The organism is Streptomyces spororaveus, assembly GCF_016755875.1.
GTDB classification, from domain to species: domain Bacteria; phylum Actinomycetota; class Actinomycetes; order Streptomycetales; family Streptomycetaceae; genus Streptomyces; species Streptomyces spororaveus.
In genome coordinates this window covers 1,978,145-1,990,974 of sequence record NZ_BNED01000005.1, presented here as the reverse complement: position 1 = coordinate 1,990,974, position 12,830 = coordinate 1,978,145, and the positions used below count along the sequence as shown (strand labels likewise).

Genomic DNA, 12,830 nt, shown 5'->3' with positions numbered 1-12,830 from the left:
TCGTTTCGGTATTCCGAGAGGGACGGTCATGGCGATCGATCTGGACAAGGTGCTCGACAAGGCGTGGGCCGACAAGCCGCTCGCCGAGGTGCTCGCGGCTCCCGTCGCCGCGCTGAAGGGTGTCAGCGACGAGGACGGCAAGCTGCTGCACCAGGCGTTCGGGGTCAAGACCGTCGCCGACTTCGGACAGCTGAAGTACGTCCGCTGGGCCCAGGCGCTCGTCGCGCTGAACCAGACCGTCAAGGCGTAGGTACGCGGTGCCGGGTCCGCGTGCTCGGGGTGCGCGGGCCCGAACGAGGGAAGCCGTCCCCCTCACCCCAGTGGCTGGGTGAGGGGGACGGCCTGTGCTCCGTTCCGTGAGGGCTACTCGGACTCGCCCTCCAGGTTGCCCTCCGTGTCCAGGTAGACCTGGCGCAGGGATTCGAGGATCTGCGGGTCCGGCTTCTCCCACATGCCGCGCGACTCGGCCTCCAGCAGGCGCTCCGCGATGCCGTGCAGGGCCCAGGGGTTGGCCTCCTCCAGGAAGGCGCGGTTCGTCGGGTCCAGGACGTACGTCTCGGTGAGCTTGTCGTACATCCAGTCCGCGACCACGCCCGTCGTGGCGTCGTAGCCGAAGAGGTAGTCCACCGTCGCCGCGAGCTCGAAGGCGCCCTTGTAGCCGTGGCGGCGCATCGCCTCGATCCACTTGGGGTTCACGACGCGGGCGCGGAAGACGCGCGAGGTCTCCTCGACCAGGGTGCGGGTCTTGACCGTCTCCGGGCGGGTGGAGTCGCCGATGTACGCCTCCGGGGCCGTGCCGCGCAGGGCGCGGACCGTGGCCACCATGCCGCCGTGGTACTGGAAGTAGTCGTCCGAGTCGGCGATGTCGTGCTCGCGCGTGTCGGTGTTCTTCGCCGCGACCGTGATGCGCTTGTAGGCCGTCTCCATCTCGTCCCGGGCGGGGCGTCCTTCGAGGCCGCGGCCGTACGCGTAACCGCCCCACACCGTGTAGACCTCCGCGAGGTCGGCGTCGGTGCGCCAGTCGCGGGAGTCGATCAGCTGGAGGATGCCGGCGCCGTAGGTGCCCGGGCGCGAGCCGAAGATACGGGTCGTCGCGCGCCGCTCGTCGCCGTGCTCGGCCAGGTCCGCCTGGGCGTGGGCCCGGATGTAGTTGTCCGAGGCGGGCTCGTCCAGCGAGGCCGCCAGCCGCACCGCGTCGTCGAGCAGGCCGATGACGTGCGGGAACGCGTCCCGGAAGAAGCCCGAGATACGGAGCGTCACATCGATGCGGGGGCGGCCGAGCTCCTCCAGCGGGATCGGCTCCAGGCCGGTGACGCGACGCGAGGCCTCGTCCCAGACCGGGCGGACACCGAGGAGGGAGAGGGCTTCCGCCACGTCGTCGCCCGACGTGCGCATCGCGCTGGTGCCCCAGAGGGACAGGCCGACCGAGGCCGGCCACGCGCCGTTGTCGGTGCGGTAGCGGGTGAGGAGCGATTCGGCCAGCGCCTGGCCCGTCTCCCACGCGAGGCGGGAGGGGACGGCCTTCGGGTCGACCGAGTAGAAGTTGCGGCCCGTCGGCAGGACGTTGACCAGACCGCGGAGCGGGGAGCCGGAGGGGCCCGCCGGGATGAAACGGCCGTCCAGGGCCGCGACCACGTGCGCGATCTCGTCCGTGGTGCCGGCCAGGCGCGGCACCACCTCGCGGGCCGCGAAGGACAGGACGGCCGCCACGTCCGCCGAGTGCCCGGCCGCGACCGAGGGCACGGCGTCGAGGGACCAGTTCGCGTCCTCCATCGCCTGGACCAGCGCGCGGGCCTGCTCCTCGACCGTGTCCGCGGACGTACGGGTGGCCTTGGACTCGTCCAGTCCGAGCGCCTCGCGCAGACCCGGCAGGGCCGTCGTACCACCCCAGATCTGGCGGGCGCGCAGGATCGCGAGGACCAGGTTGACCCGGGACTCGCCCGTCGGCGCGGCGCCCAGGACGTGCAGACCGTCACGGATCTGGGCGTCCTTGACCTCGCACAGCCAGCCGTCGACGTGCAGCAGGAAGTCGTCGAAGCCGTCGTCGTCCGGACGCTCCTCCAGACCCAGGTCGTGGTCGAGCTTGGCCGCCTGGATCAGGGTCCAGATCTGGGCCCGGATGGCCGGCAGCTTCGCCGGGTCCATGGCGGAGATCTGCGCGTACTCGTCCAGGTGCTGCTCCAGGCGCGCGATGTCGCCGTACGACTCCGCGCGCGCCATCGGCGGCACCAGGTGGTCGACCAGCGTGGCGTGCACGCGGCGCTTGGCCTGCGTGCCCTCGCCCGGGTCGTTCACCAGGAACGGGTAGATGAGGGGCAGGTCACCGAGCGCGGCGTCCGGGGCGCAGGCCGCGGACAGGCCCGCGTTCTTGCCCGGCAGCCATTCCAGGTTGCCGTGCTTGCCCAGGTGGATCATCGCGTCGGCGCCGAAGCCGCCGTCCTCGGCACGCGCCTGGATCCAGCGGTACGCGGCCAGGTAGTGGTGCGACGGCGGCAGGTCCGGGTCGTGGTAGATCGCGATCGGGTTCTCGCCGAAGCCGCGCGGCGGCTGGATCAGGATCAGCAGGTTCCCGCGGCGCAGGGCGGCGAGGACGATGTCGCCCTCCGGGTTCGCCGAGCGGTCCACGAACATGTTGCCCGGGGCCTCGCCCCAGTGCTCGGTCACGCTGTCGCGCAGCTCGGCCGGGAGCTCCGCGAACCACCGCTTGTAGTCGGCGGCCGGGATCCGGACCGGGTTGCGGGCCAGCTGCTCCTCGGTCAGCCAGTCCTGGTCGTGGCCGCCGGCCTCGATCAGGGCGCGGATCAGCTCGTCGCCGTCGCCGGAGACCAGACCGGGGATGTCCTCGGTCGGCCCGAAGTCGTAGCCGCCCGCGATGAGGGTGCGCAGCAGCTCCACGGCACTGGCGGGAGTGTCGAGGCCGACCGCGTTGCCGATGCGCGAGTGCTTGGTCGGGTACGCGGACAGGACCAGCGCGACCTTCTTGTCGCGGCGGTCGATGTGCCGCAGCCGGGCGTGCCGTACGGCGATCCCCGCGACCCGGGCGGCCCGCTCGGGGTCGGCCACGTAGGCGGGCAGGCCGTCCTCGTCGAGCTCCTTGAAGGAGAACGGGACGGTGATCAGACGGCCGTCGAACTCGGGCACCGCGACCTGCGTGGCGGCGTCCAGCGGGGACAGGCCCTCGTCGTTCTCCTCCCAGGCGGCACGCGACCCGGTCAGGCACAGGGCCTGCAGGATCGGCACGCCGAGACCCGCGAGCGCGCCCGCGTCCCAGGACTCGTCGTCGCCGCCCGCCGAGGCGGTGGCGGGCTTGGTGCCGCCGGCCGCAAGGACCGTGGTGACGACCGCGTCGGCCGATTCCAGCGCGGCGATCAGCTCCGGCTCGGGCGTGCGCAAGGAGGACACGTACAGCGGCAGCGCCTGGGCGCCGTGGCCCTCGATCGCCTCGCACAGGGCGTGTACGAAGGAGGTGTTGCCGCTCATCTGGTGGGCGCGGTAGTAGAGCACCGCGATCCGCGGGCCCTCGGCGCGCTGCGGGGTGCGCTCCAGCGGGCCCCAGGTGGGGGAGGCCGCCGGGGGCTCGAAGCCGTGGCCGGTGAGGAGCACGGTGTCGGAGAGGAACCGGGCCAGCTGGTCCAGGTTGGCGGGGCCGCCGTGGGCGAGGTAGCCGTGGGCCTCGGCCGCGATGCCGATGGGGACCGTGGAGGCCTCCATGAGCTGGGCGTCCGGAGCCTGTTCACCGGTCAGCACCACGACCGGGCGGGTCTGGCCGGGGGCCAGCAGCAGGTCGAGGCCGTCCTGCCAGGCGCGGAGGCCGCCGAGGAGGCGTACGACGACCAGGTCGACCCCGTCGAGGAGGCCGGGCAGGTCGTCGAGGGGGAGACGGGAGGGGTTCGCGAACCGGTACGGGACGGGGCCGTCCGCCGTGTTCGCTGCGCGGGCGCTGAGCAGATCGGTGTCGGACGTCGACAGCAGCAGGATCATGCGGCGGCAGGCCTTCCTCGGGGTTTCCGCGCCCCGGGCAGTGTGAGGACAGCGGGAGTTCCTGACTCACCCCGGTCGCCGGATCGCTCCGCGGGGTTCACAGTGGCGGGACCGCGCCGGAATCGCACCGGGCTTCCTCCCATGTCGCCGTCCTCGGCGACGGCGGGCCGTATGGTCCGCCGGAAGGTCATCTTAGGGGCGAGCGGCTCCCGCCGGGGTGGGTGGGGTGGCTGGTGGCTCCCGCCGGGGTGGCGGCCGGCTCCGAAGGGGTGGGGCGGGGCGGCTTGTGGGTGCGGCGCCGTTGCCGGGGCTCTGCCCCGGGCCCCGCGCCTCAAACGCCGGCGGGGGGGGGTGTACCGGGCGGCGGGGCGGGTGGGGCCGGGGGAGTGGCGTGCGCGGCGGCGGGGACGGAATCGCTGGTCGGGGTGGTGACGGACACAGGTCCGGGGGTCGCAATCGTGGGTATGCTCGCGGCCATGCCCCAGCCCCCCTCCGCCGCATCGCGGGACGAACCCGTCATACGGGAGCGCGGTGACGCCTGCCCGGGCGCGCTGCGGCTGCACGCGGCGGACGACGGGTTCCTGGCGCGGGTCCGGTTGCCGGGCGGGCTGCTCACCGTGCGGCAGGCCGAGGCGCTGGCGCTCGCCGCCGACCGGTTCGGTGACGGGCACCTGGAGCTGACCTCGCGCGGCAACGTGCAGCTGCGCGGGCTCGCCGACGGCTGCGGCGCCGGGCTCGCGGAGCTGCTGGACGGGGCCGGGCTGCTTCCCGCACCGAGTCATGAGCGGGTACGGAACATCGTGGCCACGCCCATGTCCGGCTTGGACGGCCCGGACGGACCGGACGGACCCCGGGATCCGGCCCGGCCCGACGCGCTGGCCTGGGCCATGGAGTTCGACCGGCTGCTGTGCGCGAGCCCCTGGGCGGCCGCGCTGTCCGGGCGGTTCCTGTTCGCCTTCGACGACGGGCGCGGGGACGTGGCCTCGCTCGGCCCCGACGTGACCGTGCTCGGCCGTCCCGAGGGCCGGGCGCTGGTCCGGCTGGGCCGCGCCGCCGACGCCGTGGAGCTCGCCGGACGGGACACCCCCCGGGCGGCCCTGTCGGCCGCCCGGTACTTCCTCGACGCCGTCGCTGCCGCGGGCACCCAGGCCTGGCGGGTCTCCGAACTCCCCGCCGAACACGCCCTGGAAACCGCCGAGTTCGTCCGGCGCCTCGGCGCCGCCGGGATCGCCGCCACGCCCGCCGGCGCCCCGCGCCGGCCGTACGCGGCCCCGCCCCGGCCGGGGCGGTCGGCCGGGCACGACGGCCGCGCCACCCTGTGCGTGCTGCCCCCGCTCGGCCGGCTCGGTTCCGCCCAGTGGCGGGTCCTGGTACGGGTCGCGGACGAGGACGGGAGCGGCCGGCTGCGCGTCACCCCGTGGCGCAGCGTCGTCCTGCCCTCGGTGGGCGGGAACGGGGCCGGCCGGATCGAGGACGCCGGGCTGGTCCTCGCCCCCGACAGCCCCTGGCAGTCCGTCACCGCCTGTACCGGGCGCCCCGGGTGCGCGAAGTCCCGCGCGGACGTACGCGCCGACGCGCGCGCCGTCGCCGACCTCGCGCGGGGTCCGCTGCCCGTGCACTGGTCCGGCTGCGAGCGCCGCTGCGGACACCCGCGCGGCACCGCCTGGGTGGACCTGGTCGCCACCGGCTCCGGATACCGGCTCGCCGCGCCCGGCCGCCCCGTACGCGACGACGTACGGCCCTCCGAACTTGCCGCGGCACTCGCGGACGCCCGCACCGACCCCGACGTAGTGAAGAAATGAGCGAGTACACCGTGTTTGAGTACGAGAAGGACGGCGCGGCCATCTACCGCCAGTCCTTTGCCACGATCCGCGCCGAGGCGGACCTCTCCGGGCTGCCCGACACGGTCGCCCAGGTCGCGGTGCGCATGATCCACGCCTGCGGAATGACCGACCTCCCGCAGGACCTCGGGTTCACGCCCGAGGTCGTGCTGCGCGCCCGCGCGGCGCTGGAGGCGGGCGCGCCGATCCTGTGCGACGTGCAGATGGTCGCCAGCGGTGTCACCCGTAAGCGGCTGCCCGCCGGCAACGACGTGATCTGCACGCTCTCCGACCCGGCCGTACCGGAGCTCGCCGCGAAGATGGGCACCACGCGCAGCGCCGCCGCCCTGGAGGTCTGGCGCGACCGCGGGCTGCTGGAGGGCTCGGTGATCGCCGTCGGCAACGCGCCGACCGCGCTGTTCCGGCTGCTGGAGATGATCGAGGAGGGCGCTCCGCGCCCCGCCGCCGTCATCGGGGTCCCCGTCGGCTTCATCGGCGCCGCCGAGTCCAAGGACGCCCTCGCCGCCCACCCCTCGGGGCTCGACCACCTGATCGTGCGCGGTCGGCGCGGTGGCAGCGCGATGGCCGCCGCCGCCGTCAACGCCATTGCGAGCGTGGCCGAATGAGCGCCCCCGAGGCACAGGCCAAGGGCCGTCTGTACGGGGTCGGGCTCGGCCCCGGCGACCCGTCGCTGATGACCCTGCGCGCCGTCGAGGTGATCGGCGAGGCGGACGTCGTCGCCTACCACAGCGCCCGCCACGGCCGTTCCATCGCCCGCTCGATCGCCGCGAAGCACCTGCGCGCCGACCACGTCGAGGAACCGCTGGTCTACCCGGTCACCACCGAGACCACCGACCACCCCGGCGGCTACCAGGGCGCGATGGAGGAGTTCTACGAGGCCGCCGCCGCCCGGCTCGCCGCGCACCTGGACGCCGGCCGCACCGTGGCCGTGCTCGCGGAGGGCGACCCGCTCTTCTACGGCTCGTACATGCACATGCACAAGCGGCTCGCCGACCGCTACGAGGCCGAGGTCATCCCCGGCGTCACCTCGGTCAGCGCCGCCGCCGCCCGGCTCGGCACCCCGCTCGTCGAGGGCGAGGAGGTGCTGACCATCCTCCCCGGCACCCTGCCCGAGGAGGAGCTCACCGCCCGCCTCGCCGCCACCGACTCGGCGGTCGTGATGAAGCTCGGCCGGACCTTCCCCGCCGTCCGCGGCGCGCTGGAGAACAGCGGCCGGCTCGCCGAGGCCCGCTACGTCGAGCGCGCCACGATGGAGGGCGAGCGCACCGGACTCCTCGCCGACATCGAAGCCGACAGCGTGCCGTACTTCGCCGTCGCCGTGCTCCCCAGCCGGATCGGCAACCCGGGCAGCGTGCCGTCGGGCCCCGGCGAGGTCGTCGTCGTGGGCACCGGACCGGCCGGCCCGCTGTGGCTCACCCCGCAGACCCGGCGCGCCCTCGCGGACGCCGAGGTGCTCGTCGGGTACACGACGTACCTGGACCGGGTGCCCGTCAGGCCGGGCCAGATCCGGCACGGATCCGACAACAAGGTGGAGTCGGAGCGCGCCGAGTTCGCCCTCGACCTCGCCCGGCGCGGCAAGCGGGTGGCCGTGGTCTCCGGCGGGGACCCCGGTGTCTTCGCCATGGCCACGGCGGTGCTGGAGGTCGCCGGGCAGGCGGAGTACAAGGACGTGCCGGTACGGGTCCTGCCCGGGGTGACCGCGGCCAACGCGGCGGCCGCCGCGGCCGGCGCCCCGCTCGGCCACGACTACGCGACGATCTCCCTCTCCGACCGGCTCAAGCCCTGGGAGGTCATCGCGGAGCGGCTGCGCGCGGCCGCCGCGGCCGACTTGGTCCTCGCCCTCTACAACCCCGGCTCGCGCAGCCGGACCTGGCAGGTGGCGCAGGCCCGCGAGCTGCTGCTGGAGCTGCGCCCGCCCGAGACCCCGGTGGTCGTCGCCCGCGACGTGGGCGGCCCCGAGCAGTCGGTACGGATCGTCACGCTCGCCGGACTGGAGCCGTCCGAGGTCGACATGCGCACGATCCTGCTGATCGGCTCCTCGCAGACGCAGGTCACCGAGCGGGCCGACGGATCGAGGATCACCTGGACCCCGCGCCGCTACCCGTGAGCGTGACCGGCTCCGCGTGCGAGGCCGAGTGAGCCGAAGGAGAGGGCCCGGTACCCGGGGGCGGTCCGCCGCCGGGCACCGGGCCCTCTCCGCGAGCGCTCGTGACAAGAAGCGCTCCGCCGGAAGCCCTCCGCTAGAAGGCTTCCGCGCTGCCCAGCCAGTTCAGGGCCGCGCTCACCGAACCGGTCTCCGGTACGCCCTCCGGGACCGCGGGGCGGCGTACGACGAGGACCGGGATGCCGGCTTCGCGGGCCGCGGTGAGCTTGGGGGCGGTGGCCGAGCCGCCGCTGTCCTTCGTCACCAGGACGTCGATCCGGTGCCGGGCGATCAGCTCCCGCTCGTCGTCCAGGGTGAACGGGCCCCGGGCGAGCAGGACGTCCAGCCGCGGCGGCACCGGCGCCGCCGGGGGGTCCACCGAGCGCACCAGGAACCAGGTGCCGGTGAGGTGCGCGAAGGTGTGCAGGCCCATCCGGCCGGTGGTCAGGAACGCGCGGGAGCCGAGGCCGGGCAGCCGCACGGCCGCCTCTTCCAGGGAGTCCACGAAGGTCCAGTCGTCGCCCGGCCGCGGTGTCCAGCCGGGGCGCCGCAGGGCCAGCACCGGCACGCCCGTCAGCGCCTGGGCCTCGGCCGCGTGGAAGCTCATCCGCTCCGCGAAGGGATGGGTGGCGTCGACGACGCGGGTGACGTCGTGCTCGACGATCCAGGCGGCGAGGCCCGCGATCCCGCCGAAGCCGCCGATCCGGGTCTCGCCCGGCGGGAGCACGGGCGAGGCGACCCGCCCCGCGAGCGAGGTGGTCACCCGGCACGAGGGATCGGGGGCCAGCGCCTCCGCGAGGCGGCGGGCCTCCGTCGTGCCGCCCAGGATCAGGACGTGGTGGGCGGGCAGGGGAGCCGGTTCAGCAGACATGCCGGTCGCGCTCGGGCGAGTACAGGTGGCTGTCGCGGAACTGCTCCGCGCCGAGCGTGCGGCCCACCACGATGACGGCGGTGCGCACCAGCCCGTGCTCCTTCACCTGCGGGGCGATGTCGGCCAGGGTGCCGCGCAGGATCAGTTCGTCGGGGCGGCTGGCCATCGCCACGACCGCCACCGGGCACTCGGCGCCGTAGTGCGGCAGCAGCTCGTCGACGACGCGGTCGACGTAGCGGGTGGCCAGGTGGAGCACCAGCAGCGCGCCGCTGCGGCCCAGCGTGGCCAGGTCCTCGCCGGGCGGCATCGGGGTGGCCTGCTGGGCGATCCGGGTCAGGATCACCGTCTGCCCGACGGTGGGGACGGTCAGCTCCCGCTTGAGGGCGGCGGCGGCCGCGGCGAAGGCCGGGACGCCCGGGACGACCTCGTAGGGGATGCCGGCCGCGTCGAGCCGCCGCATCTGCTCCGCCACCGCGCTGAAGATCGACGGGTCGCCGGAGTGCAGCCGCGCCACGTCCCGGCCCGCCTCGTGGGCCCGTACGCACTCGGCGACGATCTCGTCCAGGTTGAGCTGCGAGGTGTCGACCAGGCGGGCGTCCGCCGGGCACTCGGCCAGCAGTTCGCGCGGCACGAGGCTGCCCGCGTAGAGGCAGACGGGGGCGGCGGCCAGGGTCCGGGCACCGCGCACCGTGATCAGGTCGGCGGCGCCGGGGCCCGCACCGATGAAGTACACGGTCATGTTCGATCCTTCTCCTCGGTCGATCCGTCCGGCCCGGCGGCCGGCCCGTCCGACTTCGTCACTGACCACTGGGTGACCGGCATCGCCTGCCGCCAGCCCGTGAAACCGCCGACCGGCACGGCGTGCGCGACGGCGAGCTTGACCAGTTCGCCGCCGTGGCGCCGGTAGCGCTCGGCGAGCACCGCCTCCGACTCCAGGGTGACGGTGTTGACCACCAGGCGGCCGCCCGGGGCCAGTGCGGCCCAGGCCGCGTCCAGCAGGCCGGGCGCGGTCAGCCCGCCGCCGATGAACACGGCGTCGGGGGCCGGCAGCCCGGCCAGCGCGTCCGGCGCGGCGCCGATGACCACCCGCAGGCCGGGGACGCCGAGCGCCGCCGCGTTGCGGGCGATGCGTGCGGCCCGCTCCGGGACGCGCTCCACGGCCACCGCCCGGCACGAGGGGTGCGTACGCATCCACTCGATGCCGATGGAGCCGGACCCGCCGCCGATGTCCCACAGCAGCTCGCCGGGGGCCGGGGCCAGCGCGCACAGGGTCGCGGCCCGGACATGGCGCTTGGTGAGCTGCCCGTCGTGTTCGTACGCGGTGTCCGGGAGCCCCGGGGTCGCGCCGAGGCGCGGAGCGCCGTGGGCCGGGTCCCGGCGGCAGTCGAGCGCGACCACGTTCAGGGGATCGCCGGGCGCGTGCTCCCACCCGTCGGCCGTGCCCTCGTACGTGTCCTCGCGCTCGGACCCGAGCTGTTCCAGCACCCGCATCCGGGTCGGGCCGAAGCCCCGTTCCCGCAGCAGTGCGGCGATCTCGCCCGGGGAGGCCGCTCCGGCGCTGAGCACCAGCACCCGGCGCCCTTCGTGGAGCGCGGCCGCCAGCCGGGCCACCGGGCGTCCCACCACGGTGATCACCTCGGTGTCCTCCACCGGCCAGCCCAGGCGGGCACAGGCGTAGGAGACGGAGGAGGGGTGCGGGTGGACCCGCAGGGAGTGCGGCCCGAGCTCCTCGGCGAGGGCGCGGCCGATCCCGTAGAACATCGGGTCACCGCTGGCCAGCACCGCGATCCGGAGGCCGGCGTGCTCGGCCATCAGCTTCGGTACGGCGGGCCGCAGCGGGCTCGGCCAGGCCACCCGCCGGCCGGCGCACTCGGCGGCCGGCAGCAGGTCCAGCTGGCGCGGCCCGCCGATCAGCACCTCGGCCGAGGAGAGGGCGGAGCGGCCGGCGGCCGAGAGCCCGGCCCAGCCGTCCGCGCCGAGGCCGACGACCGTCACGGGCATGGGGGGCGGCGGGGAGCTCACTGCGCGGTTCCTCGGGGACGGGAGGGGGAAAGGGGGCGGACCCGCAGCCTACTGGCCTGCGGATCCGGGGCCCGCGCCGCCCTGGCGACATCCGCGGTGCAGCCCTGGTGGCCTCTGCCGTGCCGCCCTGGCGGCACCCGCGGAACCCCTTCGGGCTACCCTCGGTAACCCACTGCCTCACGAGGGAGCCGCCATGCCGGGCCGCAACGCCACGCACATCCCCGACCAGAGCGGCCGCAGCGCCGTCGTGACCGGGGCCAACAGCGGAATCGGATACGTCACCGCCCGCGAGCTCGCCCGGCACGGCGCCGCGGTCGTGCTGGCCTGCCGGAGCGCGGCCCGCGGCCGGGCCGCCGTGATCCGGCTCCGGGGGGAAGTGCCCGCGGCGCACGTGGAGTTCATGCCGCTGGACCTGGCAGACCTGGCCTCCGTACGGGAATTCGCGGCGGAGTACGGCCGGCGGCACGCCTCGCTGGACCTGCTGATCAACAACGCGGGTGTGATGGCACTGCCGTACGGGCGGACCGCCGACGGGTTCGAGACGCAGTTCGGGGTCAACCACCTCGGGCACTTCGCCCTGACCGGTCTGCTGCTGCCGCGGCTGCGCGCCGCCGCGCCGGGGGCCCGGATCGTCAACGTCTCCAGCGGCTTCCACGTGCTGGGGAGGATCGACCCCGACGACGCGGGCCTCGCCGGCGACGGTCTCGCAGGCCCGGGCGCCGAGCGCGGCTACCGGCGCTGGATCGCCTACGGTCGCTCCAAGACCGCCAACCTGCTCTTCACGCACGAGCTGTCCCGCCGCTTCACGGCCGCCGGCTCACCGATCACCGCCGTCGCCGCCCACCCCGGATACGCCTCCAGCAACCTGCACTCCGGAGCGTCCAAGCTGGAGGGCCCCTCCCTCAACTCGCGGGTGGCCGCGTTCGGCAACGCGGTCCTCGCCCAGCCCACCTCCTCGGGCGCGCGGCCGACCCTCTACGCGGCCACCGCGCCCGGGATCCGGCCGGACGCCTTCATCGGCCCCCGGTTCGGCTGGCGCGGGGCGCCCGCGCGGTCCTGGCGGGCCGGGTGGACCCTCGACGACCGGACCGGCGAGCTGCTGTGGGCCGCCTCCGAGGAGCTCACGGGAGTCTCGTACGCCGCCCTGCCGCGCTGAGCGGATCGCGCGGGCGTCCCGCAGTGAGTCCGCCCGCCCCCGGGTCGCCTCCGGGCGCCCCGGCGCGGGCCTGCCCCGGGCGCCCCCCGCGCAGCAGAATCTGCGGCATGAGCGACGACGAGCCGGACAACCACCCAGAAACCCGCGGCCGTCACGACCGCATCCACCGTCACGGCCGGGGACCGGGCCGGACCGGGCGGGAACTCAGACGGGCTCGGGGCGCAGCGAGCGCCAGATGTGGTCGGGGAGGTAGCGGGCGGCCTCGGTGAGGTCGATCTCGTAGGTGCTGGACAGCCAGCGCCGGGCGGCCTCGGTGAGCGGGCCCATGACCAGCACTTCGACGACGGGCGCCGGGAGCGGGGCGATCTCGCCGCGCTCCATGCGCTCCCCCAGCCACCGCATGATGGCCGCGAACTTCTCCGCCTTGGCCGCGCCGATCTCCTCGGCGTGGGCCGCCAGATAGCCGGAGTAGGCGGAGGCGTGCAGGAACAGCGCCACGTCCCGGCGCTCTTGAGTGAACGTCAGGTAGGCCGTCACCCACGAGCGCACCCCCGTGCGGGCCGTGCGGCAGCGGGTGAGGGCGGCGACCATCTCGTCGCACAGCTCGCCCGTGCACCGGATGTAGAGGGCGGCGGCGAGACCGTCGAAGCTCCCGAAGTGGTGGTACAGGCTGCCCAGGCTCACCCCGCTGGCCGACACGACCGCGTTCACGGTGAAACCCTGCTGGCCGGACTCGGCGAACACCCGCAGGGCGGTGGTCAGGAGCAGATCGACGGTGGCCTCGCCACGTTGTTGCTTAGGAGACATGGTGCGGTC

General features: G+C 74.9%; 10 protein-coding genes and 1 riboswitch. Of the genes, 5 read left to right on the top strand and 5 right to left on the bottom strand.

All coding sequences use genetic code 11. The features are described from left to right. Positions 1–28 precede the first annotated feature (28 nt). Complete coding sequence (locus Sspor_RS11680; protein WP_030715088.1) at positions 29–250, top strand: hypothetical protein; 222 nt, start codon at positions 29–31, stop codon at positions 248–250. Between the two features lie 113 nt (positions 251–363). On the opposite strand, the gene cobN is transcribed toward Sspor_RS11680, so the two are convergent. Further along, positions 364–3,981, bottom strand: coding sequence for a cobaltochelatase subunit CobN (gene cobN, locus Sspor_RS11675; protein ID WP_202199060.1), 3,618 nt, complete (start codon positions 3,979–3,981; stop codon positions 364–366). Positions 3,982–4,023: 42 nt separating this feature from the next. Continuing rightward, a riboswitch (cobalamin riboswitch) is annotated at positions 4,024–4,155 on the bottom strand. A 302-nt stretch (positions 4,156–4,457) separates the two neighbouring features. Here cobN and Sspor_RS11670 point away from each other — a divergent pair. From Sspor_RS11670 to Sspor_RS11660, 3 genes are read left to right on the top strand one after another with little or no spacing between them, the layout of a single operon-like run. Beyond that, entirely contained in the window at positions 4,458–5,783 is a 1,326-nt protein-coding gene (locus Sspor_RS11670; RefSeq protein ID WP_237403814.1) for a ferredoxin-like domain-containing protein, read from the top strand. Continuing rightward, positions 5,780–6,427, top strand: coding sequence for a precorrin-8X methylmutase (locus tag Sspor_RS11665; RefSeq protein WP_237403813.1), 648 nt, complete (start codon positions 5,780–5,782; stop codon positions 6,425–6,427). Before Sspor_RS11670 ends, Sspor_RS11665 begins: the two co-directional genes overlap by 4 nt. Further along, complete coding sequence (locus tag Sspor_RS11660; protein ID WP_202199059.1) at positions 6,424–7,929, top strand: precorrin-2 C(20)-methyltransferase; 1,506 nt, start codon at positions 6,424–6,426, stop codon at positions 7,927–7,929. The genes Sspor_RS11665 and Sspor_RS11660 overlap by 4 nt, the downstream gene beginning before the upstream one ends. 133 nt (positions 7,930–8,062) lie before the next feature. Here Sspor_RS11660 and Sspor_RS11655 read toward each other — a convergent pair whose 3' ends face one another. Genes Sspor_RS11655 through cbiE form a run of 3 tightly spaced genes read right to left on the bottom strand, consistent with a single transcriptional unit; the run spans position 8,063 to position 10,837 of the window. Continuing rightward, a complete protein-coding gene (locus Sspor_RS11655; protein ID WP_202199058.1) occupies positions 8,063–8,836 on the bottom strand; it encodes a cobalt-precorrin-6A reductase in 774 nt (257 codons plus the stop codon). After that, complete coding sequence (cobM, locus tag Sspor_RS11650; protein WP_202199057.1) at positions 8,826–9,575, bottom strand: precorrin-4 C(11)-methyltransferase; 750 nt, start codon at positions 9,573–9,575, stop codon at positions 8,826–8,828. Before cobM ends, Sspor_RS11655 begins: the two co-directional genes overlap by 11 nt. Beyond that, positions 9,572–10,837 carry a precorrin-6y C5,15-methyltransferase (decarboxylating) subunit CbiE gene (cbiE, locus tag Sspor_RS11645; protein WP_202203609.1) on the bottom strand — a complete coding sequence of 422 codons (1,266 nt, stop codon included), beginning with the start codon at positions 10,835–10,837 and terminating at the stop codon, positions 9,572–9,574. Before cbiE ends, cobM begins: the two co-directional genes overlap by 4 nt. A 214-nt stretch (positions 10,838–11,051) precedes the next feature. Between cbiE and Sspor_RS11640 the strand changes: the two genes are divergently transcribed. After that, positions 11,052–12,014, top strand: a complete 963-nt coding sequence (locus tag Sspor_RS11640; RefSeq protein ID WP_202199056.1) for an oxidoreductase — start codon at positions 11,052–11,054, stop codon at positions 12,012–12,014. Between the two features lie 204 nt (positions 12,015–12,218). Here the strand turns inward: Sspor_RS11640 and Sspor_RS11635 are convergent, their stop codons facing one another. Beyond that, on the bottom strand, positions 12,219–12,821 hold the full coding sequence (locus tag Sspor_RS11635) for a TetR/AcrR family transcriptional regulator (protein WP_202199053.1): 603 nt from the start codon (positions 12,819–12,821) through the stop codon (positions 12,219–12,221). Positions 12,822–12,830 lie beyond the last annotated feature (9 nt).

Excerpts from the sequence above, each read along its gene's own strand:
- Sspor_RS11640 (WP_202199056.1), top strand. The coding sequence starts at position 11,052 with ATGCCGGGCCGCAACGCCACGCACATCCCCGACCAGAGCGGCCGCAGC.
- cbiE (WP_202203609.1), bottom strand. The coding sequence starts at position 10,837 with ATGCCCGTGACGGTCGTCGGCCTCGGCGCGGACGGCTGGGCCGGGCTC.
- Sspor_RS11660 (WP_202199059.1), top strand. The coding sequence starts at position 6,424 with ATGAGCGCCCCCGAGGCACAGGCCAAGGGCCGTCTGTACGGGGTCGGG.
- Sspor_RS11635 (WP_202199053.1), bottom strand. The coding sequence starts at position 12,821 with ATGTCTCCTAAGCAACAACGTGGCGAGGCCACCGTCGATCTGCTCCTG.
- Sspor_RS11680 (WP_030715088.1), top strand. The coding sequence starts at position 29 with ATGGCGATCGATCTGGACAAGGTGCTCGACAAGGCGTGGGCCGACAAG.
- Sspor_RS11665 (WP_237403813.1), top strand. The coding sequence starts at position 5,780 with ATGAGCGAGTACACCGTGTTTGAGTACGAGAAGGACGGCGCGGCCATC.
- cobN (WP_202199060.1), bottom strand. The coding sequence starts at position 3,981 with ATGATCCTGCTGCTGTCGACGTCCGACACCGATCTGCTCAGCGCCCGC.
- cobM (WP_202199057.1), bottom strand. The coding sequence starts at position 9,575 with ATGACCGTGTACTTCATCGGTGCGGGCCCCGGCGCCGCCGACCTGATC.
- Sspor_RS11670 (WP_237403814.1), top strand. The coding sequence starts at position 4,458 with ATGCCCCAGCCCCCCTCCGCCGCATCGCGGGACGAACCCGTCATACGG.
- Sspor_RS11655 (WP_202199058.1), bottom strand. The coding sequence starts at position 8,836 with ATGTCTGCTGAACCGGCTCCCCTGCCCGCCCACCACGTCCTGATCCTG.